Below are 25,029 nucleotides of genomic sequence, written 5' to 3'. Positions count from 1 at the left end.
TCGGCCCTCAGGATTGTTCCGGCTCGTTGGTGCGCCGGCCATAGCGGTTGGGTCCAGGCTGCCCCGGAAACAGGCACAACACAAGGAAGGCGACGATCGACACTACCGGCACGAACAGGATCAGCGCGGCAATGCCCGGCTTGTCCAAATCGTGCAGCCGCTTCACCGCCAGGGCGATGTTCGACCACAGCGAGGCGATGAAGGCGACGAAGAAGATGAACGACCACATGTTGCTCTCGGCCGAACCTTCCGGCACCAGCGTGAAGCGGTAGAGCGGGAAGGCCTGGATGATGGCGACGAGCAACCCGCCAAGAAAATAGGCCGCGCGACTGACGCGGCCCGAGGTTTTGAAGAAAAGCCAGGTGAGATCTGATCTGTCAGGCAAGCGGGTCCGGTCCATATTGATTGGCGCCCCTGGCGCCTTCGAGAATGCCGCATTCCACCAGAAACCAGATCGGGCCGATGAGCGGCACCAGCATGATCAGGCTCCACCAGCCCGACTTGCCGCGATCATGCCAGCGCTTGGCGTAGACTGCGAGTGCGAAATAGATCGAGGCCAGAGCGATGAGAATGCCGATGATGCCGATCTGGGCGCCACTGCGGTGGTGATGCGTGTACCGAGAATCGCATCGAGAATAAAGGCAACGATGCCAATGACGATGAAAACGCCAATCGCGGCCCAGAACTTGCCACGGTTTATGCGACCATCAAAACTTGTGAGCAGATCCTTCCAGTCCATGTCACCCCTCCATGTTGAACCAGCGCGACCGATTGTCGCGCCGGCGGAAGGTGCGCTCGCTTTGCGCAAAGATCAATCGCGCAGCAATTCGTTGATCGAGGTCTTGGAGCGGGTCTTGGCGTCGACACGCTTGACGATGACGGCGCAGTAGAGGCTCGGACCTGGCTCGCCGTTAGGAAAGGACTTGCCCGGCATCGTTCCGGCGACGACGACGGAATTCGGCGGCACTTCGCCATAGAAGATCTCGCCGGTGGCGCGGTCGACGATCTTGGTCGACTGGCCGATGAAGACGCCCATGCCGAGCACCGAGCCTTCGCGCACGATGCAACCTTCGACCACTTCCGAACGCGCGCCGATGAAGCAATTGTCCTCGATGATGGTCGGACCGGCCTGCATCGGCTCCAGCACGCCGCCGATGCCGACGCCGCCGGAAAGATGCACGTTCTTGCCGATCTGGGCACAGGAGCCTACCCCGACCCAGGTGTCGATCATGGTGCCGGTATCGACATAGGCGCCGACATTGACGAAGGACGGCATCAGCACGGCGCCCGGCGCGATATAGGCCGAGCGACGCACGATCGACCCCGGCACGGCACGAAAGCCCGACTTTTCGAAATCGACAGCGCCCCAGCCATCGAACTTCGACGGCACCTTGTCCCACCACATCGCTTCGCCGGGACCACCCTTGATGATCTCCATCGGATTGAGCCGGAAGGACAACAGCACGGCCTTCTTCAGCCACTGGTTGACATGCCACTTGCCGTCGGCCTGCCGCTCGGCGACGCGGACGGCGCCGCGGTCGAGCAGGTCGAGCGCCGACTGGATGGCATCGCGCGTTTCGCCGCGCGTCGCAGTCGAAATCGCGTCGCGTTCCTCGAAGGCCTTCTCGATGGTCTTTTCGAGGCTCGCCAGATCGGGCTTCGACATGAATTCGCTCCATTACCAAGCTGTTAAGGGGCTGCGCCTTAACCTGTTTTGAAAGTCGCGCGGACCCCATGCATGCTTCGCATGCTTGGGTCTTTGCATGTAGCAGGTTCTTGTCACAAAACCGCGGGACACTTTTGCGGAACCTGCTTATGTGAAGCCTTGGTGAGGGTCAATCGCGGCTGCGTCATGGGGCGGCGCAAGTTAAGAATTTGGACGGGTAGAGCATATGACACCTATGGAAAAGGCGGGCTGGACGCCACTGCCGCATTCGGACGAGGATCTGGAGCGGTCGAAGAGTGTGCCGGACACGCCGCAGACGCGTGCCGAAACCTACCGGCTCGCCTGGAACGATCCCGACTTCATGACGCGGCGCGAGTTGCGCGCGGTCCGGCTGCAACTCGAACTCCTGAAACCGGAGATGATCCTGGCCGAACGCGGCATCCGTTCGACGGTGATCCTGTTCGGCGGCGCGCGCCTGCCGGAACCCGGCGGCGAGGCCTGGGCGGCCAAGAACGAGACGCAGAAGAAGAACCTCGAGGAAAACAGCAAATACTACGAGGAAGCGCGCAAATTCGCCCGCCTCTGCTCGCAGCAGTCGGCTACCTCCTATTACCGCGAATATGTCGTGGTGACCGGTGGCGGGCCCGGCGTGATGGAAGCGGGAAACCGCGGCGCCGACGATGTCGGCGCGCCGTCGATCGGCCTCAACATCGTCCTGCCGCACGAGCAGGCGCCGAACATCTATGTGACGCCGGAGCTCTGCTTCAACTTCCATTATTTCGCTATCCGCAAGATGCATTTCGTCATGCGCGCCAAGGCGGTCGCGGTGTTTCCGGGCGGCTTCGGCACGATGGACGAATTCTTCGAGACGCTGACCCTGATCCAGACAGGGCGCATGGAGCGGGTGCCGGTGATCCTGTTCGGCAAATCCTTCTGGAAGCGGGCGATCGATCTCGATTTCCTCGCCGAGCAAGGCACGATCAGTCCCGGTGACCAGGACATCATCGACTTCGTCGACACCGCCGATGAAGCCTGGGGGATCATCAGCCGGTTCTACAAATTAGGGGAGTAGGGGAGTGGGGAATTGAAGAACTGACGAATTGAAGAACTGGGGGAATTGATCCGTAGAGACCGTCCTTCATTCTTCAATTCTTCAATTCTTCAATTCCCCTCTTCCTTCCCCCTCCACAATCGCCGTCAGAAACCCCGCCAGATCGTCGGTGACGAAATCGACGTCGTCCTCGTTGGTCGGGTCGCGCTCCCAGATCTCGGCAAAGGTCGGCTCGAAATTGCGCGGCACGATAAGCACCGTGGTCATGCCGAGCGACTTCGGCACCGACAGGTTACGGGCAAGGTCTTCGAACATCACCGCATTGTGGCCGGTGACGGCGTGCAGTTCGGCGAACTTCTCGTAGGTCTGGCGCGCCGGCTTGGGATTGAGCCCGGCGGCGACGATGTCGAAGATGTCGTCGAAATGGTCGAGGATGCCGAGTTGGCGCGCGGTGCGCTCGGCGTGCCTGCGGTCGCCATTGGTGAAGATGAACTTGCGGCCCGGAAGCTGGCGGATGGCGGTGCCGAGAACGGGATCGGGCACCAGCCATGAATAGTCGATGTCGTGGACCTTCTCGAGGAAATCGTCGGGGTCGATGCCATGACGTGTCATCAGGCCGTTCAGCGTCGTGCCATATTCGCGGTAGAGTTCCTTCTGCAACTTGCGCGCATCGTCGCGCGGCAATGCCAACAGTTCGCCGACATAGGCGGTCATCTTGACGTCGATCTGCGAGAACAGATTCGAATGATGCGGATAGAGCGTGTTGTCGAGATCGAAGACCCAGTCGGTGACATGGGCGAAGCGGGCGGGGTCAGGGAGCGTGGTCATAGGCTCCTTATGGCATGAAACGCGCATTCCGAAAGCGACTTTATCCACAACTTCTGCTCGTTGAGGTTGCGTAAATCGCCTCACGATTCAAATTTTAGGCATCTGGGAAAGGTGGCCTTCAGGGCTTGCTGGCAGAGAGGCAGTCTTGTGGGAGCAAGCGATGAACAGCATAATTCTGAGATCCGCCGCCGTTGCTTTCGCCTCAGTCGCGGCCTCTCTCCTGCTGACCCTGATCATCGTTCCGGCCATGGGATTTCCGGTCAACCGCACGATCTGGCTGACCTCCACCCTCTGTCCGCTGGTGCTGGCGTGGGCCGCCAGCGCAAGCACTTTCTGGCAAAGCGACAGGCTGAAAAACGCGCATCGCGATCTCGCCCGCGCTCATGCCCAGCTCGCCGCCGCGCATCGCCGACTGGCGGAAAAGGCGAGCCGCGACGACATGACCGGCATGCTCAACCGGGAAAGTTTCTTTGCCGCGCTTGACGGTTCGCGCCGCAAGTCCGATCGCGGCGCGCTGCTGATCATCGACGCCGACCACTTCAAGACCATCAATGACAATTTTGGCCACCTGACCGGCGATGACGCGCTGCTTTTGATCGCCAGCGCGATCCAGCGCGGCGTGCGCAGCGGCGATGTGCTCGGCCGCATCGGCGGCGAGGAGTTCGGCGCCTTTCTGATCGGCGCCACCGAGCAGGAGGCCAAGCGCGTCGCCGAGCGCATTCGCCGCGAAGTCGAGCTGATCCGCTTCCGGCCCGTCGACGAGCGGACCATCCCGCTCACGGTCAGCATCGGCGGCACCATCTGCGGCGAGGAAGCCAGTGTGTCGGAGCTGATGCGCGCCGCCGACCGGCGCCTCTACCAGGCCAAGCACCAGGGCCGCAATCTGACGATCATCGATACCGGCATTTCCGAGGCGGCGTGATCCGATCTGCCGCAACCGGCCCGTTAAGCAAACTCTAACCCTGTTTGCACTCGGTTGTACCGCTTAGCCGGGTTTTCACTGCTTCACGGCCAGACTTGGCACGATACTGGCTTCCACGGTGATGCATGTGTCGTTCCGGGAATTGCCGTTCTGGGAACGCCCATGCAGTGCCGAAGCCCAGACGAGAAACCAGCCATGAGTTTCATCATCAAAAGAATGTCACGCCGCGCGCTCGTGCAGGCGTTGATCGCATTGCCTGCCCTGTCTTTGTTCCGCAAGCTGCCTGATGCCGATGCCGCCGATCCAGAGCCCGACCCGAACGAGATCGTCGAGGTCAATGGCTGGATCCTGAAGCGGAGCGACCTGGCATGATCTTTGACAGCTACGAGGCGTATCGCGCCGCGAACTTCACTCCAAAAGTCTGCATCCTCGGCTCCGGCCCGGCCGGCACGACGATTGCGCGCAAGCTTGGTGCGGCCGGCATTCCGGTGGTGGTGATGGAGGCCGGTCCGCGCGAATTCAGCGACGAGTCGCAGGACTTCTACCGGGGCAGCACGGTCGGGGATTTCTATTTCGATCTCGACATAACCCGGCTGCGGTTCATGGGGGGCAGTTCCAACCACTGGGCAGGCTGGTGCCGCGTCCTCGACAAGCAGGATTTCGAGCCGAAGGCCTGGGTGCCCGATACGGGCTGGCCGATCCGCCGCACCGACATCGAACCCTATCTGCCGGAAGTGCGCGACATTCTCGACCTTCCGGCCCTCCGGCCCGATATGCCGATCTCGAACGACATTCGCTGGGTGCAGCTGATCAAGAGCCCGGCCGTGCGCTTCGCCGAGAAATTCGGCGATGAACTCGACAAGGCCACGAACATCGCGGTGGTGCTCAACACTTGTGCCACCGAACTTGCCGGCGACGGCAGACGCGTGACTGGCGCCAGACTGTGGTCGAACGGGCAGGATGCCGGCTCCTTCAGCGCCGACTATTTCATCGTCTGCACCGGTGGGCTGGAGAATTCGCGGCTGCTTCTGTGGTCCAACCAGCGCTCGAACGGCGGCGTCGTGCCGAATGCGACGGCGCTTGGCCGCTACTGGATGGAGCATCCGACCTTCGAGGGCGGCAATGCCATCCTGACCGACTACAACGCGTTCGAGGTCGATGCCGTCAACGAGGCCTTCTTCTCGCCGACACTTGCCGCCATGGAGCGGCTGCAGATCATGAATTTTGGCATCCGGCTGATCGAGACGCCGTATCCCGGCGTCAAGAGCCTTATCGCCGACCTCGCCTGCACGGCGCCCGACATGGCCGAGTGGATGTCCTCCAAGCTCAGCCAGAGGCTGCGTTGCGCCGCCCAGCTCTACGTCGCCTGGGAACAGGCGCCGCTGGCATCCAACCAGATCGAGTTGTCGAAGACCGATGTCGACCACGCCGGCGTGCCGCGCATCGAGCTACACTGGAAGAAATCGGAAATGGAGCGCCGCACACTGCTCGAAGGGCTCAGATTGTTCGGCAAGACACTGATCGAGAAGAATCTCGGCCGCGTGCGCATTGCCGATTGGATCAGCAACGGCCAGGACTATCCCACCAACGACGAGACGGCGGGCCATCATCACATGGGCGGCACGCGCATGGGCACCGACGTCACCAAAAGTGTTGTCGACGCCAACTGCAAGATGCACGGCATGGACAATCTCTATGTCGGCGGCTCCTCGGTGTTCTGCACGTCAGGTCAATGCAACCCGACGACGACAATCACCGCGCTGGCCTGCCGGCTCGGCGACCATCTGAGCAAGGTGGTCACCGCCTGACGGCTGCAGGGCAACGTGCTGCCTAGAGCATCGCCGGGTCAAGCGCCGGCTGGTCCTTGCGCCGGGCGACGATCGCCTCGAAATCGGCGGTCTGGAAGGCATCGCGCAAGGCGTCGAAGGACGGCAGCACGAAATAGGCGCGCTGGAACTTGTCGATCTCGTAGCCGGTGCGCATCACCGTTTCCAGGTCGAAGGGCACGTGGTGGGCGTCCTTGCCTTCGACCGCGAACTGCAGCTCGGTAAACGACGACATCAGGCCGGCGCCAAAGGCCTTTAGCGGCTGGCCGGCCTCCTGCATCAGGCCATATTCGGCCGTGTACCAGTAGAGCCGGGAAATCATCTCGTCGCCACCCAGCGCGATGATGTCGCCGGCCTTCTCGCCATACATCTGCATGAAATCGGCGAACACCGGTTGCGACAGCGCCGGCACGTGGCCGAAGAAATCATGGAACATGTCGGGCTCGACAATGTAGTCGAGCTCCTGCCTGGTCCGCAGCCAGTTGGTGACCGGGAAGCGGCGATCGGCGAGAAGATCGAAAAACGGGGCCGCGGGAATGAGCCCCGGCACCGCGACGATCTGCCAACCGGTCAGTTTGCGCAGCTTGGCGCTGACCTCGTCGAAATCGGGAATACGGTCGAGCAGGCCGAGTTTTTCGACGCCGTCGAGATAGGAATGGTGGGCGAGCTTGCGCGTCAACTTGGTCTGGCGGTCGCACAGCGTGCGCCACACCGCCTGCTCTTCTTCGCTGTAATCGTAACCCTGCGACACGGTGAAATCGGCACGGCAGACCGAATAGTCACCGCGCAATCCTTGCGCCGCGCAGTCGCGGGCGTATTCGGCAACGCTCATCGTCGTCATGGTTTTCTCCTCGCAAATCATGAATGGCAGACGTGCCGAAAGGCTACCCGGATTTGCCGAGGGAAATCGGTTTTGATGATGGCTCGAACGGAATATTCGAGATAATATCCACTCACAAAACCCTCTCTCGGAGTGAAAATGCCTCAGTTCGACGATTTCGAGATCAAGATGCTCGATGTCCTGCAGCGCGACGGGCGCAAGCCGGTTTCCGAACTGGCGCAAGAGATCGGCCTGTCGACGACGCCGTGCGCGCGGCGTTTCGAGGCGCTGCAGGATGCCGGCATCATCAAGGGTTTTGCCGCGGTGATCAGCCGCCGCGCGGTCGGGCTGATGGTCGAGGTGTTCATCCAGGTGCGCCTGGTGAGCCACAGCGACGGCTCGCCCGAAAGCTTCATCGCCGCCGTGCAGCGCATGGACGAGGTGTCGTCGTGCTGGACGATGACTGGCGACCATGATTTCCTGCTGCATGTCATGGTGCCGTCGGTCGACGAGCTCAACGCTTTCGTCATGCACCGGCTGATGCGGCTCGACGGCGTGCGCGACGTCCACACGCAGTTGGTGCTGCAGAACATCAAGGGGCCGGGCCATGTGCCGCTCGGGCATCTCCGGAAGTGAGAATGCCTCCTTTCCTCACCCCTTAAGCAAAAGCTGCACGCAAACTGCTGAAACGGGCCAAGCGCGTGTCCACATCGCCGGCCAGCTTGCGCGGACCAACCGCCCAGAGGTCCGCAATGAAAATCGTCCTGATCAATCCACCGCACACCGCCATCGGCAGCCGCGTGCCCGACGACCACCTGCCGCCGCTCGGCCTGCTGGCGCTCGGCGGCCCGCTGATCGATGCCGGCCATGAAGTGCGGCTCGTCGATGCCGAATTCGGGCCGATGCCGCTCGACAGGGTCGTTTGCGATGCACTCGACGATCACCCCGACTTCGTCCTGATCGGCCATTCCGGCTCGACCTCGGCGCATCCGACCGCCTTGCTGATCGCTGAGCAGATCAAGCAGCGCGAACCGGCGACCATCATCATCTATGGCGGCGTTTTCCCCACCTATCATTGGCGCGACATCCTGGCCGCAACGGATACGTTCGACTTCATCGTGCGCGGCGAGGGCGAAGCGACCGTCGTGGCGCTGGTCGAGGCGCTGGAAATGCGCCAGCCACCGGCCAGCGTGGCCGGCATCGCCTATCGCGACGATCTCAGCCGTCCCGTAGCCACGCAGCCGGCCATGACCATCGCAGAACTCGATGCCTACCGCGTCGGCTGGGAGCTGATTGAGCACTCGCGGTACAGTTACTGGGGCGGCAAGCGGGCCGTGGTCATGCAGTTTTCGCGCGGCTGTCCGCATCTGTGCAACTATTGCGGCCAGCGCGGCTTCTGGACCCGCTGGCGGCATCGCGATCCCGTAAAGTTCGCCAAGGAGATCGCCTGGCTGCACCGCGAGCACGGCGTCGAGCTGATCAATCTCGCCGACGAGAATCCGACGGTCTCGAAGAAGGCCTGGCGCGTCTTCCTCGACGCCCTTATCGCCGAGAACGTGCCGGTGCTGATCGTCGGTTCGACCCGCGCCGACGACATCGTGCGCGATGCCGACATCCTGCATCTCTATCGTAAGGCCGGTGTCATCCGCTGGCTGCTCGGCATGGAAAACACCGACGAGCAGACGCTTCAATTGATCCGCAAGGGCGGCAGCACCTCATCCGACCGCGAGGCGATACGGCTGCTGCGCCTGCATGGCATCCTGTCGATGGCGACCTGGGTGGCCGGCTTCGAGGATGAGGGGTTTCGCGACCTGTGGCGCGGCTTCCGGCAGCTCATCGCCTACGACCCGGACCAGATCCAGGCACTGTATGTGACGCCGCATCGCTGGACACCGTTCTTCAGGATCGCGCGGGAGCGCAAGGTGATCCAGCAGGACGCGCGCCTGTGGGACTACAAGCACCAGGTGCTTCACATGACGCGTCTGAAGCCGTGGATGCTGTTCTTCAGCGTCAAGCTGATCGAGCTGGCTGTGCAGTCGCGGCCGAAGGCGCTGGCGCGCATCCTGTTCCACAAGGATCCCGAGCAGCGGCATTCGATGCGCTGGTACACGCAAATGGGCCGCCGCGTCTGGTTCCGCGAGGTCTGGGGCTTTCTGGTCCGCGACATCAGGGTGAAAGACGGCCCGACGCTGGCCGAATTCTGGGGCGCGCCGCAGGACGCCGAGGAGGAATCGATGTCCGTTCGACGCCCGGCCAGAAAGCCGGCCATTCCCCTCATCGGCAATATTGAAGATTCCGAGGCGAAAAAGTTAGCCGGCTGACGAGCCGCTCAGGGCACGATCAGCGTGCCGGCGCCATGTTCGGTGAACAGTTCCAGCAGCACCGCATGCGGCGTCTTGCCGTTGAGGATGACGACGCCTTCGACACCGCGTTCGATCGCTTCGATGCAGGTCTCGACCTTGGGGATCATGCCGCCCGAGACCGTGCCGTCCTTGATCAGCGCCTTGGCCTCGGCCACGGTCAGTTCGTCGATCAGCTTCTTGTTCTTGTCGAGCACACCCGGCACGTCGGTGAGGAACAGCAGGCGCGTCGCCTGGCAGGCGCCGGCAATGGCGCCGGCGAAGGTGTCGGCATTGATGTTGTAGGTGTGGCCGTCGCGTCCTGGCGCCACCGGCGCCAGCACCGGGATCATCTCGGAGCGTGCCAGAAGATCGAGCAAGGTGCGGTCGACCTCGACCGGCTCGCCGACGAAGCCGAGATCGAGCACGCGCTCGATGTTGGAGTCCGGGTCGATCATGGTCTTGCGGGCCTTTTCGGCGAACACCATGTTGCCGTCCTTGCCGCACAGGCCGATCGCCCATTCGCCCTCGGCGTTGATCAGTGCGACGATCTCCTTGTTGATCGAACCGGCCAGCACCATTTCGACGATCTCGACCGTCTTCTGGTCGGTGACGCGCAGGCCGCCCTCGAACTTCGATTCAATGCCCATCTTGGCCAGCATGGCGCCGATCTGCGGGCCGCCGCCATGGACGACGATCGGGTTGACCCCGGACTGCTTGAGCAGCGCGATGTCGCGCGCGAAGGCCTTGCCAAGCTCGATGTCGCCCATGGCATGGCCGCCATATTTCACCACGACCGTCTTGTGCTCGTAGCGCTGCATGTAGGGCAGCGCCCGCGACAACAGGGCTGCCTGCATTTCGGCGGTGGCGGTTATTTCCGTCATCGGCTTGGTTCCCGGCTTTTTATTTTAAGCATGTCGTTGTCGCAAAACCGCTGGACACTTTTGGGCGACATGCATCAGGTAAGGACGGCGGCGTCTTAGCGGGAATTGGCGTCGCCCGCAAATAGCTTTGCAGTCATATTCGAGCGCTTCACGACCTCGTCATTGTGGCGGCACCATCAGCGGCGCCCTGCGGTCCAGCCAACCCGAGATCTTCTCCATCTGCGCGGCGAGCGACAAAAGCGTCTCCTCGTCGCCCGGACGGCCGGCCGCCTGGACGCCGAGCGGCAGGCCGGCGTCAGTCACATGGACCGGCAGCGCGATCGACGGCTGGCCGCTGACATTCTGGATCGCCGGCCAAGGGGTGAACCAGAGGCTCTTGTCCATCAGCTGCCCGAAGAACGGCTTCAGCTTCAGCAAAGGCGTCAGATGAAGCTTGTCGAGCAGGTTCTCGATGAGTTCGTCGGCGCCTTTCGGATCCATGGCGCCGCAGGCGAGCGGCGGGTGGGCAATGACCGGCATCAGCACGGCGTCGTACTGCACGGTCTCCGAAATCAGGCGTCGCGAGGCGGCATGCAGCCGCTGCAGGTCGGCATAGGTCTCGCCGGCCGACACCAGTTCGCCGAAGCGGGCGAGCACGCGCGTCGCCCGCTCGATGTCGCCGGTAACGGAGCGCCCGACACGCAGCGCTTCGGCCCGCATCGTGCCGGCAACGGCGGAGGCAACCGTCCTGCAGAAATCGGCGAAGAAATCGCGGCCGATAAAGGGCAGGTCGATCTCTTCGACCGTGTGGCCGCCCTCGCGGGCAAGCGCCACCGCCTTGTCGAGCGCCTTGAGCGTCTCGTCCGAGATCGGCAGGCCAAGCGGGGATTTGCGGTACACGGCCAGGCTGAGCTTGCCGGGATCGCGCGCGGCGGCAGCCGCGAACGTGCCTTTCGGCGGCGGCGCGGCATAGGGCGACAGAGGATCGGGCCCGTGGATGAGGTCGAGCAGCAGCGCGCAATCGCGCACCGAACGGGTGAGCGCATGGTCGACGACCATGCCGTACCAGCTTTCGCTCACCAGCGGCGTCAGCGGTGTGCGGCCGCGCGATGTTTTCAAGCCGACAAGCCCGGTGCAGGCGGCAGGCACGCGGATCGAGCCGCCGCCATCGGAGGCATGCGCCACCGGCACGACGCCGGCTGCGACCAAGGCTGCCGAACCGCCCGAAGAGCCGCCGCTGGTAAGGCCGGTGTTCCACGGATTGCGGGTGATGCCGAAGGCCCTGGATTCGGTCATCAATCGAAGCCCGTGCTCCGGCGATGTCGAGGTGACGATCGGGATAAGCCCGGCAGCGAGATAGCGGTCGGTCAGCACCGAATTGACGTCGGCCAGCCATGCCGGAATGCGGCTGCCGCCATGCGTCGGCACGCCCTTGATGGCGATGCCGAGATCCTTGATGGCGAAGGGAACACCGGCCAGCGGCAGCGAGCGGTCGATGGTCTTGGCGCGGGCCCGGGCGGCATCGTAGAGCGGTTCGGCCGTGGCATTGATGTCGGGACGGGTGGCCTCGGCGCGGGCAATCGCGGTGTCCGTCAGCTCGACGGCCGAAACGTCGCCCTTGCGGACCAGATTGGCGAGGCCCGTGGCATCTTCTTCCCAAAGAATCCGTTCGACCGACATGCGCGCTCCCCCATCACTGAGGGCAAGCTAGCCAGTGGCGATTCCATTGGCAATCGGTCGACGGATCCGGGCTGGCGACACACAAAAGCTTAAGCGTGCACAAGATTATTTCCGCCGTTGCAAATACATCGCAATCGCCTAACTTGCCTGCAATGACGCCGCAGGACATCACCAAGCTGATCGTTCGGACTTCGATGAAGGATCGGGCCGCGTTCGATCTGCTTTACCGGCAGACCAGCGCGAAACTTTTTGGCGTCTGCCTTCGTGTCTTGAACGATCGGGGAGACGCGGAAGAAGCGCTGCAGGAAGTCTTCGTCAAGATATGGACGAAGGCGGATCGTTTTGCGGTCTCCGATCTAAGCCCGATCTCCTGGCTGGTGGCAATCGCGCGCAACCATGCGATCGATCGCATACGAGCGGGACGCAAGCCCGCCGCCGACATCGATGCCGCGCTCGACGTGGCCGATCCGGCGCCGGGGCCTGAAGCGATGGCGGTGGCGGGCGACGAATCCGAACGTATCCACCATTGTCTCGATGAATTGGAGAATGACCGGGCAGCCGCCGTCCGGGGCGCCTATCTCAAGGGCGAGAGCTATGCCGAACTGGCGGAGCGCCATGGCGTGCCGCTGAACACGATGCGGACATGGCTGCGCCGCAGCCTGTTGAAACTCAGAGAATGTCTGGAAAGATGACGCTGGCAGAAGACACAGGACCGGAACGTGGAGGCGACGACCTGCTCGCCGCCGAATACGTTCTCGGCGTGCTCGATGCCGACGAACGCCAGATCGTCTCCCGCCGCATCGATGCGGATACGGTTTTCGCTCGTCTTGTCGAGAGTTGGGAGGTCAGTCTCTCACCGCTTGCCGCCGCCTATCGGGAAGTCGAGCCGTCGGTTTCGGTGAAGACCGCTGTCGACCGCCGCCTGTTCGCCAACGCTGCCGCCGTGACCACGCCCGCCGAATCGCGCGGCGGCCTGTGGTCCAGCCTGGCCTTCTGGCGCGGCCTTGCCGCGGCCGCGGCTGCGGCACTGGCGATTTACATCGCCGTGCCAGTCCTCAACCCCCCGGTCGAGCAGCCGCAGGCGCGCCTCGTCGCTTCGCTGGCCGCCGAAGGCAGCGACGTCAGATATCTCGCCGTCTATGATGCCGCGCATCACGAAATCGGCCTGTCGCATGTCTCCGGTGAGCGTGCTTCCGGCAAGGACTTCGAGCTGTGGATGATCGAGGGCAAGAACCCGCCGGTGTCGATGGGCGTCATTCCGGCCGGCGCTACGGCGCACATTGTCGTCTCGCCGGCGGCCCAGCAGAAGCTTGCCCAGGGCGCAGTGCTTGCCGTCAGCCTCGAGCCGTCAGGCGGTTCGCCGACCGGACAGCCGACCGGACCGGTAGTCGCCGCCGGCGACCTGAAGAGCATCTGACCGGCTCCGCGCGCTTGAAAAATCACAAAAGACTATCATAAGTCTATCCCTCACTGAACATGCCCATAGACAGCATGTCGGCCGCGACCGATTGCTTGGGAAATCCGCCGGGCGCGTTAGATAAAATAAAAAATCACGATATTTCTGAAACTCGGGCGATTTTGTCCCGTATCTCCTCGCGTCCCCAAAAATGGGAAGAGAAAAACCCGAGGAGTTCGACATCATGCGTAGATACGTCACCCTTTTGCTCGCCGGTACGATCGCCGTTTCGGCCCTTGCCACCGCCGCCTATGCCGAAAACCCGATGGTTGGCGGCGCCGCGATGTTTGCCGACAAGAACATCGTCGAGAACGCCGTGAACTCGAAGGACCACACCACGCTGGTCGCCGCCGTGAAGGCCGCCGGCCTTGTCGAGACGCTACAGGGCGCCGGTCCGTTCACCGTGTTCGCTCCGACCAACGAGGCCTTCGCAGCCCTTCCGGCCGGGACGGTCGAGACGCTGCTCAAGCCTGAAAACAAGGACAAGCTCACCAAGATCCTGACCTGCCATGTCATCGGTGCCAAGGCGATGGGGGCGGACGTGGCCTCGATGGCCAAGGCTGACGGCGGCACCCACAAGGTCAAGACGGCCGGCGGCTGCGAGCTGTCGCTCAAGGCTGACGGCGGCAAGGTCACCGTCACAGACGAGAACGGCAATGTCGCCAATGTGACGATCGCCGATGTCGAACAGTCCAATGGCGTCATCCACGTCATCGACAAGGTTCTTTTGCCGAAGATGTAACAAGGGGCTTGCTGCCGGCGAACTGGCAGCAAGGGCCCTCCGTCGATTGCACGATCCCGCTCTGTGCTCCGCAATTGACCCGCGCACTCCGCGCCTCCCACATTCGGATGTGGGCGGGCGCGGAGTGTTCGTTCGAGGGGCTTCCGTCACCGGCTTTTGATTTCCGCGCGACGGTATAGTTTGGCAAAAGGACATCAGGAGGAACTGGTCATGAACCGTCGCGACTTTCTTTTGAGCGGTGCCGCCGCCATCGGCGTCGTCGGGATCGCGGCAACGATGCTGCGCATGGGCGATCCGCAGGCAGCACAGGCCGCCGAAAAATTCGAAGTCACCAAGACCGACGCCGAGTGGAAAGCCATCCTGTCGCCTGCCGCCTTCAACGTGCTGCGCAAGGAAGGCACGGAGTATCCCGGCACCAGCCCGCTGCTCAACGAACACCGCAAGGGCATCTTCGCCTGTGCCGGCTGCGACCTGCCGCTCTATTCGTCGGAGACGAAATTCGATTCCGGCACCGGCTGGCCGAGCTTCTGGCAAGAGATCCCCAAGGCTATCGGCACGACCGTGGACCGCTCGCTCGGCATGACGCGCACCGAGGCGCATTGCCGCCGTTGCGGCGGCCATCTCGGCCATGTCTTCGACGACGGTCCGGCGCCGACCGGGCTGCGCCACTGCATCAACGGCGTCGCGCTGACCTTCAAGCCCGCCACAGCCTGACAAATTCCAACTGGATATGAAAAACTCCGGGCTTGCGGGCCCGGAGTTTTTTGCGCGGTCAGAGCTTTTTCAGGCGTGGACTGGAGGAGCTTCCCGAAACAGCTGCCCACGTCAGTGGCCGCCGCCGCCACCTCCGCCCGCCGCGGCCGGCTTGCGGATCAGCATGGTGAACATGCCAAGCGTCGCAAACAGCACCGTCAGCATGAAGAACACATCCATGAAGGACAGCAGCGCCGCCTGCTGCTGGACCATGCCAGACAGCTTGGAGATCGCGGCACTTGTCGCGTCGAGGCCGGGGGTTTGCTCGAAATTGAGCGTCATGTTCTGCAGCTTGGTCTGCGCGGCTTCACTGCCCCATTGCACATGTTCGGAGAGCCTTGCGTAGTGGAAGGCATTGCGGTCGATCAGCACGGTATTGATCAGGGCGAGGCCAACCGCACCGCCAAGGTTGCGGGTGAGGTTGAACAGGCCTGAAGCGTTCTTCAGCCGCTCGGGCGGCAAGGTGCCGAGCGCGATGTTGTTGATCGGCACCATGCACAGCATCATCGAACAGCCGCGCAGGATTTGCGGGATGAGCAGCTCATAGAAATCCCAGTCGGCGGTCAGATGCGTCATCCACCAGGTGCCGGTGGCGAAGCCGAAGAAGCCGATCATCATCATCAGCCGCGGGTCCATCTTATTCGACAGGATGCCCGAGATCGGCGCGGTGAAGAACATGGCCAGGCCGCTGACGAACAGCGCCTCGCCGATCATCATCGAATCGTAGCCACGGATGCGCCCGAGATACACCGGGTAGAGATAGGTCAGGCCGTAAAGGCCGATGCCTATGACGAAGGAGAACAGCGAGCCGAAGGCGAAGTTGATGTTGGTGAAGGCCTTCAGGTCGACGATCGGCTCCTCGGCGGTGAACGCCCGCCAGAAGAACAGCACCGCGCCGATGGTCATGACAATGGCGCAGATGAAGACGCCCTGATCCTGCATCCAGTCATTGTTGGGACCCTCCTCGAGCACATATTCCATGCAGCCCAGGAGAGCCGCCATGCCGGCGAGGCCCCACCAGTCGAACTTGCTGAACAGCTTGAGGTTGGGTTTGTCGAAGTCGATCAGCGTCCAGGCCGCCGCTGTGACCAGGATGCCGGGCACGACATTGACCAGGAACAGCCAGTGCCAGGACATGGCATGGCTGATGTAGCCGCCGACAGTCGGGCCGATGGTCGGCGCCAACGTCGCCACCAGGCCGATCATCGGCGAGACGAAGGCGCGGCGCGAGGGCGGGAAGATGGTGAAGGCAGCGGCGAAGACGCTCGGGATCATGCCGCCGCCGATGAAGCCCTGGACGGCGCGGTAGACAATCATCTGGTCGATGTTGGTGGCGGTCGCCGCCAGCGCACTGGCCGCGGTGAAGCCCGCCGCCGAGATCGTGAACAGCACGCGCGTCGACAGCATCCGGCTGAGGAAGCCCGACAGCGGGATCATCACCACTTCGGCGATCAGATAGGCGGTCTGCACCCACGGGATTTCGTCGGAGCTGGCGCTCAGGCCGGCCTGGATTTCCGACAGAGAGGCGGAGACAATCTGGATGTCGAGGATGGCCATGAACATGCCGAACACCATCGCCAGGAAGGCGATGACGCGCCGCGTCGAAATGGTGTCAGGCACAGCCGGCCTCGCCGGCGGCGCTCCTGCTGTCAGGGTTGCGGTTGCCATGGCATTGCTCCCCGGCGGCCGCTCAGTTCGACGCTGCCGCTGATGCCGAACCAGATGGGGCGGTACGGCTGTCGACGGCGACGACGACGCTCAGGCCGGCGCGCAGCTTGCCGCTCTTCAGCGCATCGGCGGGCACATCGATGCGGACCGGAACGCGCTGCACGACCTTGGTGAAGTTGCCGGTGGCGTTTTCGGGCGGCAGCAGCGAGAACACGGCACCCGAAGCCGGCGCCAGCGACGAGACGGTCCCCTCGAAGTCCTGGCCGTCGGTCGCATCGACCGAGATCTTGACCTTCTCGCCGGGCACCAGCCGGGCAAGCTGCGTCTCCTTGAAGTTGGCGACGATGTAGAGCTTGTCCATCGGCACGATGACGGCGAGCTTCTGGCCGGGGCTGACAAGGTCGCCCTGTTCGACCGAGCGGTTGCCGACGATGCCGTCATAAGGCGCCTTGAGCACGGTGAAGGAAAGATCGCGCAGCGCCTTGTCATGGCTGAGCTGCAGGGACGCCAGCGTGCTCGCCGATTCCGCGCGTTGCGCCTGCAGCACGCCAATATTGGCCTGCGCGGCGGCGATCTGTGCGTCGGCGCCGACAAGGGCGGCATCGGCCTGCTGGACCGCCGTCTGGGCGTCGTCCAGCTGCGCCTGCGTGCCGACATGCGTCTTGAGCAGCTGCGAGGCGCGCGCCGCGACCTTGGCTGCATTGTCGGCGGCGGCCTGATCGGCGACCTTCTGCGCCTGGGCCTGCTGCAGCGAGGCGCGGGCTGCGTCGGTCTGGGCGTCGATACGGTCGAGCGTCTTGCTCAAGGTGGCGATCTGCGCCTCGGCCTGGGCGACGGCAATCTTGTAATCGCCGTCATCGACGACGAGCAGCGGATCGCCGGCCTTGACCAGCTGGTTCTCGCTGACCTTGACCTGATCGACATAGCCGGAAATCTTGGGCGAGATGAACGCCATGTCCGCCTGGACATAGGCGTCATCCGTCGAGATCATGAAGCGGCCCGTTGTCCAGTAATCGTAACCGTACCAGGCGCCGGCGCTCAGCAAGGCGACGCCGATGATCGGCAGCAGAAAAGAACGCACCGAGCGCTTCTTCTTGGCCGGGGCCTCTGCCGGCGGCGACGAGACGGGCTGGACAGGCATATCCGGTGCTTCCGTCGCCGGCGCAACCTTGGCGTTGGGGAAGGGACGGACTTCGGCTGTGGTCGGCGCGTTCGAGGACATGACATCTCTCTAAAGTTATAATATGATACTGAACCGTTCGGTTCGATCCGGCCGTTGACATAGCGCGTAAAGAGGACCATATCAAGGGCAATCGAACTGCTTGGTTCGAATTATTTTCGAGGTGTGACTTTCATGGCCGAGACCCCGCCCAATGTCGAAAACGAGTCGTGCGACGACCTGTTGGAAAGCTTGCGCCGTGGCCGCCCGGCCGCGGGGCAGGATCCGGTCAAGCGCAGCCAGATCATCGACGGCGCCCGTCGTGTCTTCATCGACAAGGGCTTCGAAGCCGCCTCGATGAACGATATCACCCGCGAGGCCGGCGTCTCCAAGGGTACGATCTACGTTTACTTCGCCAACAAGGAAGAGCTGTTCGAGGCGCTGATCGAGGAAGAGCGCGGCACCATCTTCAAGAACATGTATGACGTGCTGGACAACGCCGACAACCTGCGCGAGACGCTGGTGAAGTTCGGCAAGGTGCTGGCCCTCAAGATCACGTCGGCCAAGGTCATCCAGGCGCAGCGCACGGTGATCGGGGCATCCGACCGGATACCCGACATGGGCGCGCGTTTTTACGAGCGCGGCCCCAAGCGTGGCCACGACAAGGTCGCGGCCTTTCTCAATGCCGCCATCGAGCGCGACCTGCTGCGCATCGACGATGTCGATCTTGCCGCCTATCAGTTCACCGAACTGTGCCTGGCCGGTCTGTTCCGCCAGTGCATCTTCGCCTATCGCACGAAAGCCCCGACCCAGGACGAGATCGATCACATCGTCAGGTCAGGCGTCAGCATGTTCCTGAAGGCATACGGCACCGACAGGCTTGCGGCGGAAGAAGGCCATCAGACGATTGCTATCGAGGCCAAGCCTTAACCCAGTTCTAAGGTGTGTTGAGATTCAGGTCAGGCCGAGCCGAAAACGGTGGCTTTCGAGAACCGGAGCGGAGCGGACATTCGGGTCCGTGAGCACCGGAAGCGCAGAAAGCCGTCGTTTGCAGGCCGGCATCACCTGAATATCGACATAGCTTAGCCGCCATTGGCGGCAAGCACGATGGCCGCCTGCAATTCCTGAAGGCCCTCGCCTTTTTCCGAAGACGTCGCCAGCACGAACGGGAACGCCGCCGGCCGCTTCTTGATCTTTGCCAGCGTATCCTCGATCAGCCTCGGCACGCCGGCAGTCTTGATCTTGTCGGTCTTGGTCAGGACGATCTGGTAGGACACCGCCGCCTTGTCGAGCAGCGACAGCACTTCATCGTCCTTGGCCTTGATGCCATGACGGGCGTCGATCAGCACATAGACGCGCTTCAGCGTGACGCGGCCCTTGAGATAGTCGAAGACCAGCTTGGTCCACTCGTCGACTTTCTCCTTCGGCGCGGTGGCGTAGCCGTAGCCGGGCATGTCGACCAGCGCCAAGGGCGGCAGGTCGGCGCCCTCACCCGAAAATCCATCCGGCACGAAATAGTTGAGCTCCTGGGTGCGCCCCGGCGTGTTGGAAGTGCGCGCCAGCCCCTTCTGGTTGACCAGCGCGTTGATCAGCGACGACTTGCCGACATTCGAGCGGCCGGCAAAGGCGATTTCCGGCGGCCCTTCCGGCGGCAAGAATTTCATGGCCGGCACGCCGCGGATGAAGATCCATCCTCGCGTGAACAGTTCGGTGCCGATTATGCTGCTGTTCAGAGCGTTCAAGCTGCTGCCTCCAGAAGAGAAATATTGGCACCCCGGATAGCATCGAGGTTGCGGCTGACCTTGTCCACCGGCCAGTCCCACCACGCCACCGCCAGCAACCGCCTGATTGTCCGGTCGTCGAAACGCATCTTTACGATCTTGGCCGCGTTGCCGGCGACGATCGCATAGGGCGGCACGTCGTGCGTCACCACCGATTTCGCGGCAACGATGGCGCCGTGGCCGATTTTTAACCCGGGCAAGATCACCGCCTCCATGCCGATCCAGACGTCGCTGCCGACAATGGTGTCGCCGCGCACTTCCCTGGACCAGGTCGCCGGGTCAAAACCCTTTTCCCAGCCATGGCCGAAAATATTGAACGGATAGGTCGAAAAGCCGGACATAGCGTGGTTGGCGCCGTTCATGATGAAGCGCGCGCCCTCGGCGATGGCGCAGAACCTGCCGATGATCAGCTTGTCGCCAATGAACGGATAATGATGCAGGACGCATTTCTCGGCGAATTTGTCCGGCCCGTTCGGGTCGTCATAATAGGTGAAGTCGCCGACCTCGATGTTCGGCGCGTTCACCAGCCCCTTGAGGAAGCCGACGCGGGTATGCATCGGGATCGGGTGCTTGATGTCTGGGTTGGGTCCGTCCATGTCGAAATCCGTCAGAGAAATGGCAGCCAGGCCCATCCGAAACTCGGATGCGCCCGTTCAAAATAGCGTGATCCGCCCTATAGCACCAATCGGGCGACGAGCGAGCTTTCCTTGACGGCCTTGCTCATTTGCTGCCGCGGCAAATCACGATCGGATCGGACAGCGCACTGTCGAAACCGCTGCCCTGATAGACGGTGACATTCGTGGCGCCGGGCGGCAGCATGAAGCTGCCTTCGACGATTTTCTGGTCTCCGGTCGGCATGTGGAGAGCCCAGCTATAGGTGCAAAACTGAGGCGGCGCCTGGGGTTCGACGTGGCTGCAGTTCAATTGCGCGCCACCCAGCATGGCGGCGCCGCCGCAGCTGACGGCGTCCTTTGCGAACGCAATGCCCGGCCATCCCGCGATGGCCGCCACGGTCGCGATCTTCAGCCAATTCATCGTCGTATCCTTGCCCGGCAACTGCCTGCTACCTGAGGCTTTTGTGGCGTAGCAGCCCATGCGTCATTTTTTCCAGGCGGGCTTAGTCCGTCTTGCGCACCGCGTCCAGCGGGATTATGTGCATGATGATAATAAGCATGCTCACTAAAAGTCGCGCCGAAAAACTCCAGTGCCTCCCATGCCATCGTCACCCAACATCAGCTTCGTGCTGCACGATGTCGCGCGCCTGCTTCGAAAGCGGTTCGAGCAGAGGTCGCGGGCATCGGGGCTGACCCGCGCCCAGTGGCAGGTGCTGGCCTATCTCTGCCTGAATGAAGGCATCCACCAGAGCAAACTGGCCGATCTTATCGAGATCACGCCGATCACGCTCGCCCGGCTGCTCGACAGGATGGAGGCACGCAGCTTCATCGAGCGCCGGCCCAATCCCGCCGACCGCCTGGCATGGCTGCTTTACCTGAAGCCGCAAGCCCATCCGCTTATCGAAATCATGCGCAGCAATGGGCAGAAGACGCGTGACGAGGCCTTCGTCGGCCTTTCCGCGGATGCGCAACTGCATCTGCTGCAAACCCTATCCTCATCAAATCCAATCTGCTCGCGGCTTGCGCCCAGCCTGCCGCCGACCGGGAGAAAACACATGGCTGAATCAACCTCACCAAAGAAGCCTGTCGAAGAAGATGGATCCGCCGCCGACCGGGCGCGCGATCAGGTCATCCGACTGGACAGCGAACGCGAGCAAAGGCGAGCCGGCACCCTCATCGACAATGACGAGCTCGAAGCACCGGTCGCCCTGGAGCCGGCGGCGCTCGAGGCTCCGTCCAAGGAGCCACGCCAGGCCGGGGTTGCGGTGGCGCCTCCGGCGACGGTCAAGCCCAGGCGCAGCCTGACGCGGCCGATCCTGTTTGCCCTGCTTCCGGTCGCCCTGGTCGTCGGCGGCTACTACTACGTCATCGGCGGCCAGGTCATGACAACGGACAATGCCTACATCCAGGCGCAATCGCTCGGCGTTTCCACCGATGTCTCCGGCACTGTGTCCGAGATCGACGTGCACGAGAACGAGGCGGTGAAGAAGGACCAGGTGCTTTTCCGGCTGCGGCCGGCCTCTTTCGAAACCGCTCTTGCCGCCGCCCAGGCGCAGCTCGGCACGGTGCGCAACCAGGTGCTGACCCTGCAGGCGAGCTACCTGCAGTCGCAGGCGCTGATCGAGCAGGCGCAGGCCGACATCCCCTACTACGAGGCCGCTTTCCAACGCCAGCAGGATCTGCTCAAGACCTCCACCTCCTCCAAGGCGACCTTCGACAGCGCCCAACACGACCTCGTCGCCGCCCGCCAGAAAGTGTCCGTTGCCCAAGCGCAGGCACAGGCGACGCTTGCCCAGCTTGGCGGCGACGCCAGCCAGCCGGTGGAGAAGAATCCGTTCTACCTTCAGGCGCAATCGGCGGTCGACGACGCCCAGCGCAACCTTGCCGATTCCATCGTCAAGGCGCCGTTCGACGGCATCGTCACCAATGTCGACGCGCTTCAGGTCGGCAAGTACCTGCCGGCTTCGCAGCCGGCCTTCAGCCTGATTTCGGCGACCGATCTGTGGATCGCGGCGGAGCCGAAGGAAACCGAACTGACCTATGTGCGGCCGGGACAGACGGCGACGATCAGCGTCGACAGCTACCCGGGTGCCGTCTGGCACGGTACGGTCGCCTCGATCAGCCCGGCGTCGTCGTCGAGCTTCTCCTTGCTTCCGGCGCAGAACACCACCGGCAACTGGGTCAAGGTCGTACAACGCATTCCGATGCGCGTGACGTTGGACGATCTCCAGGGCAAGCCGCCGTTGCGTGGCGGGATGAGCGTCGTGGTCGGCATCGATACCGGCCATGCGCGCGGCCTGCCGGACTTCGTGACGGACCTCCTCGGCCGGTTCGGACAAAAGTCATGACCGGCGCGTCCGCGACAGGTGGCGTGGTCGCCAATCGCGGCGCCATCACCGCCTGCGTGATCCTCGCCGTCATCATGCAGGCGCTGGACACGACCATCGCCAATGTGGCGCTGCCCTATATCCAGGGCAGCGTTTCGGCGAGCGCCGACCAGATAAACTGGGTGCTGACGTCCTACATCGTCGCGGCGGCCGTCATGACGCCGCCTTCGGGCTATCTTGCCAATCGTTTCGGCCGCAAGCGCATCCTTTTGATATCCATCACCGGCTTCGTCGTCGCATCGGTGCTGTGCGGGTTCGCGCAGTCGCTGCCCCAGATCGTCGGCTTCCGCCTGCTGCAAGGCCTGTTCGGCGCGGCCCTGGTGCCGCTGGCGCAGAGCATCCTGCTCGACATCTACAGCGTCGAGGAGCGCGGCTCGGCGATGGCGCTGTTCGGCGTTTCGGTGATGGTCGGGCCGGTGCTCGGACCGGTCATCGGCGGCTGGCTGACCGAGAATGTCAGCTGGCGCTGGGTGTTCTACATCAACGTCCCGATCGGCGCGCTGGCTTTCGCCGGCGTGTCGATGTTCGTCCAGGAAACCAAGACGGACCTCAAGGCCAGGCTGGACTGGCTGGGCTTCGGCATGCTCAGCATAACCATCGCCGCGCTGCAGATGTTCCTCGATCGCGGCGAGCAGCTCAACTGGTTCTCGTCGTCCGAGATCATCGTCGAGGCGCTGATCTGCGCGTCGGCCTTCTACATCTTCCTCGTCCACACCTTCACCGCCAAAAACACCTTCGTGAACCCGCGGCTGTTCCTCGACAGGAATTTCGCAGTCGGCATGATCTTCATCTTCATCATCGGCATCACCTATCTGGCCTCGCTGGCCCTGATGACGCCTTATCTGCAGACGCTGATGGGCTATCCGGTGGTGACGGCCGGCATCGTCATGGGGCCGCGTGGGCTTGGGACCATGGCTTGCATGTTCCTGGTCGGCAGGCTGATCGGCAAGGTGGACACGCGCTGGCTGCTGCTGACCGGCCTGCTGGTCACCGCCTGGGCGATGTACGACATGACCGGCTGGACCCCTGATGTGTCGCAATGGACGATCATCAGCACCGGCTTCATCCAGGGCGCTGGCCTGGGCTTCCTTTTCGTACCGCTGACCACCATCACCTTCGCCACGCTGGCGCCGGAGCGGCGCGCGGAAGGCACAGGCCTTTACAATCTGTCGCGGAACATCGGCTCCAGCGTCGGCATATCGGTGGTCACCGCGCTGTTGACGGAGAACGTGCAGATCAACCACGCCAGCATCGCCACCTATGTGACGCCCTACAACCAGGCGTTCGGCAATCCGGCGATCTTCCAGGCGATGGACCCCTACAGCGCCGCCGGGCGTGCCGCGCTCGACGGCGTGGTGACGCTGCAGGCGACCATCATCAGCTACATGAACGACTTCAAGCTGATGATGATCCTGTCGCTTGCCGCCATTCCGCTGGTTCTGTTGCTGCGCAAGCCGGCGACTCCGGCCAAGATCGACCACAGCGCCGTGATGGAGTGACGGTCGAAGCTCATCCGGCAGGACAAGCAACAGCCGAAAAGAAACCGGGGTCCTGTGAGGGACTACAGGACCCCGGCCGATGCCGATACGACTTCCCAAGAAACATGGCACCTCGTCATGAGGTGGGACGGCAGGCCGAGAAAGCCCCAACGGACCTGCCTTGATCCCCTTTGCCGAAAGCCGTTACTTCGGCAACAGCACCTTGTTGACGACATGGATGACGCCGTTCGACTGGTTGACGTCGGCGATCGTCACTCGCGCCTCGCCGCCTGACTCATCCATGATGTAGAGCTTGCCCTTCTTGACTTCGGCGGTCAGCGTGTCACCGGAGACGGTTTTCATCTCGTACTTGCCGCCCATCGCCTTGGCCTTCTTCATCATTTCGGCGCCCGAAATCTTGCCGGCCACGACATGCGCGGTCAGCACCTTGGTGAGCTTGTCCTTGTTCTCCGGCTTCAGCAGCGTGTCGACGGTGCCCTTGGGCAATTTCGCAAACGCTGCATTGGTCGGGGCAAAGACTGTGAACGGGCCAGCGCCCTGCAGCGTGTCGACCAGGCCGGCGGCCTTGACCGCGGCGACCAGCGTCGTGTGATCCTTCGAATTGACGGCGTTCTCGACGATGTTCTTGGTGGTGTACATCGGCGCGCCGCCGACATTCGGGTTTTTGGCATAGGCGGGCGCGGCAATCGCCACGCCGGCGATGAGCGCGGAAAAGGCGATGGTCCTGAATGACGGCAAGCGCATGTGGTCTTCCTCCGGGTGAGGGCTGATCGGAATTGATAGCCTTTGGAAACGCACAGGCAGTCACGCCCCCGGCGAGGCGCAAGTTTCGCCGATCACGGGAACGTGATCCCGGAGTTGCTTAAACGGAAAAAGCCCCGCGCGAGCGGTAATGCAGTTCACTTAGGCACCTTCAGTGTTCTGACAGGATATTTGGCTGGTAGCTTTTTGACGACACGGGGGCATGATCGCCCC

27 protein-coding genes and 1 pseudogene are annotated in these 25,029 nt (G+C 62.9%); 14 read left to right on the top strand and 14 right to left on the bottom strand.

The window, feature by feature from the left end; genetic code table 11:
• Positions 1–7: 7 nt before the first annotated feature.
• The 4 genes from NKI99_RS12265 to dapD all read right to left on the bottom strand — a co-directional run bounded on the left by NKI99_RS12265 (position 8) and on the right by dapD (position 1,666).
• Positions 8–385: a DUF805 domain-containing protein gene (locus NKI99_RS12265; protein ID WP_023810766.1), complete on the bottom strand. Its 378-nt coding sequence runs from the start codon at positions 383–385 to the stop codon at positions 8–10.
• A complete protein-coding gene (locus tag NKI99_RS12260; protein WP_245490480.1) occupies positions 378–551 on the bottom strand; it encodes a DUF805 domain-containing protein in 174 nt (57 codons plus the stop codon). The genes NKI99_RS12265 and NKI99_RS12260 overlap by 8 nt, the downstream gene beginning before the upstream one ends.
• The gene (locus NKI99_RS12255; protein WP_352610957.1) at positions 482–739 is read right to left on the bottom strand and encodes a DUF805 domain-containing protein; all 258 of its coding nucleotides are present in this window, start codon (positions 737–739) and stop codon (positions 482–484) included. The genes NKI99_RS12260 and NKI99_RS12255 overlap by 70 nt, the downstream gene beginning before the upstream one ends.
• A gap of 72 nt (positions 740–811) precedes the next feature.
• The gene (gene dapD, locus NKI99_RS12250; protein WP_023810768.1) at positions 812–1,666 is read right to left on the bottom strand and encodes a 2,3,4,5-tetrahydropyridine-2,6-dicarboxylate N-succinyltransferase; all 855 of its coding nucleotides are present in this window, start codon (positions 1,664–1,666) and stop codon (positions 812–814) included.
• Between the two features lie 226 nt (positions 1,667–1,892).
• Here dapD and NKI99_RS12245 point away from each other — a divergent pair, with 226 nt between their 5' ends.
• Positions 1,893–2,738 carry an LOG family protein gene (locus NKI99_RS12245; protein ID WP_013528481.1) on the top strand — a complete coding sequence of 282 codons (846 nt, stop codon included), beginning with the start codon at positions 1,893–1,895 and terminating at the stop codon, positions 2,736–2,738.
• Positions 2,739–2,819: 81 nt separating this feature from the next.
• On the opposite strand, the gene NKI99_RS12240 is transcribed toward NKI99_RS12245, so the two are convergent.
• Entirely contained in the window at positions 2,820–3,545 is a 726-nt protein-coding gene (locus NKI99_RS12240; protein ID WP_127272323.1) for a pyrimidine 5'-nucleotidase, read from the bottom strand.
• 160 nt (positions 3,546–3,705) lie between these two features.
• Between NKI99_RS12240 and NKI99_RS12235 the strand changes: the two genes are divergently transcribed.
• The 3 genes from NKI99_RS12235 (at position 3,706) to NKI99_RS12225 (ending at position 6,275) form a co-directional block, all read left to right on the top strand.
• Positions 3,706–4,467 carry a GGDEF domain-containing protein gene (locus tag NKI99_RS12235; protein WP_023810771.1) on the top strand — a complete coding sequence of 254 codons (762 nt, stop codon included), beginning with the start codon at positions 3,706–3,708 and terminating at the stop codon, positions 4,465–4,467.
• A 195-nt stretch (positions 4,468–4,662) separates the two neighbouring features.
• Complete coding sequence (locus NKI99_RS12230) at positions 4,663–4,839, top strand: hypothetical protein (protein ID WP_023810772.1); 177 nt, start codon at positions 4,663–4,665, stop codon at positions 4,837–4,839.
• Complete coding sequence (locus NKI99_RS12225) at positions 4,836–6,275, top strand: GMC oxidoreductase (protein WP_352610956.1); 1,440 nt, start codon at positions 4,836–4,838, stop codon at positions 6,273–6,275. The genes NKI99_RS12230 and NKI99_RS12225 overlap by 4 nt, the downstream gene beginning before the upstream one ends.
• Before the next feature lie 22 nt (positions 6,276–6,297).
• Here the strand turns inward: NKI99_RS12225 and phhA are convergent, their stop codons facing one another.
• Positions 6,298–7,134 carry a phenylalanine 4-monooxygenase gene (phhA, locus tag NKI99_RS12220; RefSeq protein ID WP_352610955.1) on the bottom strand — a complete coding sequence of 279 codons (837 nt, stop codon included), beginning with the start codon at positions 7,132–7,134 and terminating at the stop codon, positions 6,298–6,300.
• 138 nt (positions 7,135–7,272) lie between these two features.
• Here phhA and NKI99_RS12215 point away from each other — a divergent pair, with 138 nt between their 5' ends.
• Both NKI99_RS12215 and bchE read left to right on the top strand, forming a co-directional pair.
• Positions 7,273–7,749, top strand: coding sequence for an Lrp/AsnC family transcriptional regulator (locus NKI99_RS12215; protein ID WP_128304179.1), 477 nt, complete (start codon positions 7,273–7,275; stop codon positions 7,747–7,749).
• 116 nt (positions 7,750–7,865) lie between these two features.
• Positions 7,866–9,434 (top strand): magnesium-protoporphyrin IX monomethyl ester anaerobic oxidative cyclase, encoded by a 1,569-nt coding sequence (bchE, locus tag NKI99_RS12210; RefSeq protein WP_352610953.1) that lies wholly within the window; start codon positions 7,866–7,868, stop codon positions 9,432–9,434.
• A gap of 8 nt (positions 9,435–9,442) precedes the next feature.
• On the opposite strand, the gene argB is transcribed toward bchE, so the two are convergent.
• Both argB and NKI99_RS12200 read right to left on the bottom strand, forming a co-directional pair.
• Positions 9,443–10,336 carry an acetylglutamate kinase gene (gene argB, locus NKI99_RS12205; RefSeq protein ID WP_013528489.1) on the bottom strand — a complete coding sequence of 298 codons (894 nt, stop codon included), beginning with the start codon at positions 10,334–10,336 and terminating at the stop codon, positions 9,443–9,445.
• 159 nt (positions 10,337–10,495) lie between these two features.
• On the bottom strand, positions 10,496–11,995 hold the full coding sequence (locus NKI99_RS12200) for an amidase (RefSeq protein WP_352610952.1): 1,500 nt from the start codon (positions 11,993–11,995) through the stop codon (positions 10,496–10,498).
• Between the two features lie 152 nt (positions 11,996–12,147).
• Here NKI99_RS12200 and NKI99_RS12195 point away from each other — a divergent pair, with 152 nt between their 5' ends.
• The 4 genes from NKI99_RS12195 to msrB all read left to right on the top strand — a co-directional run bounded on the left by NKI99_RS12195 (position 12,148) and on the right by msrB (position 14,907).
• On the top strand, positions 12,148–12,687 hold the full coding sequence (locus NKI99_RS12195) for a sigma-70 family RNA polymerase sigma factor (protein ID WP_352611048.1): 540 nt from the start codon (positions 12,148–12,150) through the stop codon (positions 12,685–12,687).
• On the top strand, positions 12,684–13,412 hold the full coding sequence (locus NKI99_RS12190; RefSeq protein WP_023810778.1) for an anti-sigma factor: 729 nt from the start codon (positions 12,684–12,686) through the stop codon (positions 13,410–13,412). The genes NKI99_RS12195 and NKI99_RS12190 overlap by 4 nt, the downstream gene beginning before the upstream one ends.
• Positions 13,413–13,635: 223 nt before the next feature.
• Positions 13,636–14,193 (top strand): fasciclin domain-containing protein, encoded by a 558-nt coding sequence (locus tag NKI99_RS12185; protein ID WP_352440603.1) that lies wholly within the window; start codon positions 13,636–13,638, stop codon positions 14,191–14,193.
• Between the two features lie 210 nt (positions 14,194–14,403).
• A complete protein-coding gene (gene msrB, locus NKI99_RS12180) occupies positions 14,404–14,907 on the top strand; it encodes a peptide-methionine (R)-S-oxide reductase MsrB (RefSeq protein ID WP_352553164.1) in 504 nt (167 codons plus the stop codon).
• Positions 14,908–15,018: 111 nt separating this feature from the next.
• On the opposite strand, the gene NKI99_RS12175 is transcribed toward msrB, so the two are convergent.
• Both NKI99_RS12175 and NKI99_RS12170 read right to left on the bottom strand, forming a co-directional pair.
• Positions 15,019–16,614 (bottom strand): DHA2 family efflux MFS transporter permease subunit, encoded by a 1,596-nt coding sequence (locus NKI99_RS12175; RefSeq protein WP_023810781.1) that lies wholly within the window; start codon positions 16,612–16,614, stop codon positions 15,019–15,021.
• A gap of 22 nt (positions 16,615–16,636) precedes the next feature.
• On the bottom strand, positions 16,637–17,836 hold the full coding sequence (locus tag NKI99_RS12170) for an HlyD family secretion protein (RefSeq protein WP_352610951.1): 1,200 nt from the start codon (positions 17,834–17,836) through the stop codon (positions 16,637–16,639).
• A 132-nt stretch (positions 17,837–17,968) separates the two neighbouring features.
• Here NKI99_RS12170 and NKI99_RS12165 point away from each other — a divergent pair, with 132 nt between their 5' ends.
• Positions 17,969–18,703 (top strand): TetR/AcrR family transcriptional regulator, encoded by a 735-nt coding sequence (locus NKI99_RS12165; protein ID WP_352610949.1) that lies wholly within the window; start codon positions 17,969–17,971, stop codon positions 18,701–18,703.
• A gap of 152 nt (positions 18,704–18,855) precedes the next feature.
• On the opposite strand, the gene yihA is transcribed toward NKI99_RS12165, so the two are convergent.
• The 3 genes from yihA to NKI99_RS12150 form a co-directional block, all read right to left on the bottom strand.
• Complete coding sequence (yihA, locus tag NKI99_RS12160) at positions 18,856–19,515, bottom strand: ribosome biogenesis GTP-binding protein YihA/YsxC (RefSeq protein ID WP_352610948.1); 660 nt, start codon at positions 19,513–19,515, stop codon at positions 18,856–18,858.
• Entirely contained in the window at positions 19,512–20,150 is a 639-nt protein-coding gene (locus NKI99_RS12155) for a CatB-related O-acetyltransferase (RefSeq protein ID WP_352610947.1), read from the bottom strand. The genes yihA and NKI99_RS12155 overlap by 4 nt, the downstream gene beginning before the upstream one ends.
• Before the next feature lie 124 nt (positions 20,151–20,274).
• Positions 20,275–20,589, bottom strand: a complete 315-nt coding sequence (locus NKI99_RS12150; RefSeq protein ID WP_352610946.1) for a hypothetical protein — start codon at positions 20,587–20,589, stop codon at positions 20,275–20,277.
• 178 nt (positions 20,590–20,767) lie between these two features.
• Here NKI99_RS12150 and NKI99_RS12145 point away from each other — a divergent pair.
• From NKI99_RS12145 to NKI99_RS12135, 3 genes and pseudogenes are all read left to right on the top strand, one after another.
• Positions 20,768–20,965: pseudogene (locus NKI99_RS12145) on the top strand (MarR family winged helix-turn-helix transcriptional regulator); the annotation flags it as partial.
• Between the two features lie 258 nt (positions 20,966–21,223).
• On the top strand, positions 21,224–22,516 hold the full coding sequence (locus NKI99_RS12140; RefSeq protein ID WP_023810787.1) for an HlyD family secretion protein: 1,293 nt from the start codon (positions 21,224–21,226) through the stop codon (positions 22,514–22,516).
• Positions 22,513–24,054, top strand: a complete 1,542-nt coding sequence (locus NKI99_RS12135; RefSeq protein WP_352440597.1) for a DHA2 family efflux MFS transporter permease subunit — start codon at positions 22,513–22,515, stop codon at positions 24,052–24,054. The genes NKI99_RS12140 and NKI99_RS12135 overlap by 4 nt, the downstream gene beginning before the upstream one ends.
• A gap of 183 nt (positions 24,055–24,237) precedes the next feature.
• Here NKI99_RS12135 and NKI99_RS12130 read toward each other — a convergent pair whose 3' ends face one another.
• A complete protein-coding gene (locus tag NKI99_RS12130) occupies positions 24,238–24,798 on the bottom strand; it encodes a fasciclin domain-containing protein (protein WP_352440596.1) in 561 nt (186 codons plus the stop codon).
• Positions 24,799–25,029 lie beyond the last annotated feature (231 nt).

Origin of the sequence: Mesorhizobium sp. M0239 (assembly GCF_040321815.1) — a bacterium.
Classification (GTDB): Bacteria; Pseudomonadota; Alphaproteobacteria; order Rhizobiales; family Rhizobiaceae; genus Mesorhizobium.
This window is presented reverse-complemented; position numbering and strand designations above follow the sequence as displayed.

Coding starts and splice junctions, on each gene's coding strand:
- NKI99_RS12255 (WP_352610957.1), bottom strand. CDS start 739: ATGGACTGGAAGGATCTGCTCACAAGTTTTGATGGTCGCATAAACCGT.
- dapD (WP_023810768.1), bottom strand. CDS start 1,666: ATGTCGAAGCCCGATCTGGCGAGCCTCGAAAAGACCATCGAGAAGGCC.
- NKI99_RS12245 (WP_013528481.1), top strand. CDS start 1,893: ATGACACCTATGGAAAAGGCGGGCTGGACGCCACTGCCGCATTCGGAC.
- NKI99_RS12240 (WP_127272323.1), bottom strand. CDS start 3,545: ATGACCACGCTCCCTGACCCCGCCCGCTTCGCCCATGTCACCGACTGG.
- NKI99_RS12235 (WP_023810771.1), top strand. CDS start 3,706: ATGAACAGCATAATTCTGAGATCCGCCGCCGTTGCTTTCGCCTCAGTC.
- NKI99_RS12230 (WP_023810772.1), top strand. CDS start 4,663: ATGAGTTTCATCATCAAAAGAATGTCACGCCGCGCGCTCGTGCAGGCG.
- NKI99_RS12225 (WP_352610956.1), top strand. CDS start 4,836: ATGATCTTTGACAGCTACGAGGCGTATCGCGCCGCGAACTTCACTCCA.
- phhA (WP_352610955.1), bottom strand. CDS start 7,134: ATGACGACGATGAGCGTTGCCGAATACGCCCGCGACTGCGCGGCGCAA.
- NKI99_RS12215 (WP_128304179.1), top strand. CDS start 7,273: ATGCCTCAGTTCGACGATTTCGAGATCAAGATGCTCGATGTCCTGCAG.
- bchE (WP_352610953.1), top strand. CDS start 7,866: ATGAAAATCGTCCTGATCAATCCACCGCACACCGCCATCGGCAGCCGC.
- argB (WP_013528489.1), bottom strand. CDS start 10,336: ATGACGGAAATAACCGCCACCGCCGAAATGCAGGCAGCCCTGTTGTCG.
- NKI99_RS12200 (WP_352610952.1), bottom strand. CDS start 11,995: ATGTCGGTCGAACGGATTCTTTGGGAAGAAGATGCCACGGGCCTCGCC.
- NKI99_RS12195 (WP_352611048.1), top strand. CDS start 12,148: ATGACGCCGCAGGACATCACCAAGCTGATCGTTCGGACTTCGATGAAG.
- NKI99_RS12190 (WP_023810778.1), top strand. CDS start 12,684: ATGACGCTGGCAGAAGACACAGGACCGGAACGTGGAGGCGACGACCTG.
- NKI99_RS12185 (WP_352440603.1), top strand. CDS start 13,636: ATGCGTAGATACGTCACCCTTTTGCTCGCCGGTACGATCGCCGTTTCG.
- msrB (WP_352553164.1), top strand. CDS start 14,404: ATGAACCGTCGCGACTTTCTTTTGAGCGGTGCCGCCGCCATCGGCGTC.
- NKI99_RS12175 (WP_023810781.1), bottom strand. CDS start 16,614: ATGGCAACCGCAACCCTGACAGCAGGAGCGCCGCCGGCGAGGCCGGCT.
- NKI99_RS12170 (WP_352610951.1), bottom strand. CDS start 17,836: ATGTCCTCGAACGCGCCGACCACAGCCGAAGTCCGTCCCTTCCCCAAC.
- NKI99_RS12165 (WP_352610949.1), top strand. CDS start 17,969: ATGGCCGAGACCCCGCCCAATGTCGAAAACGAGTCGTGCGACGACCTG.
- NKI99_RS12155 (WP_352610947.1), bottom strand. CDS start 20,150: ATGGACGGACCCAACCCAGACATCAAGCACCCGATCCCGATGCATACC.
- NKI99_RS12150 (WP_352610946.1), bottom strand. CDS start 20,589: ATGAATTGGCTGAAGATCGCGACCGTGGCGGCCATCGCGGGATGGCCG.
- NKI99_RS12140 (WP_023810787.1), top strand. CDS start 21,224: ATGGCTGAATCAACCTCACCAAAGAAGCCTGTCGAAGAAGATGGATCC.
- NKI99_RS12135 (WP_352440597.1), top strand. CDS start 22,513: ATGACCGGCGCGTCCGCGACAGGTGGCGTGGTCGCCAATCGCGGCGCC.
- NKI99_RS12130 (WP_352440596.1), bottom strand. CDS start 24,798: ATGCGCTTGCCGTCATTCAGGACCATCGCCTTTTCCGCGCTCATCGCC.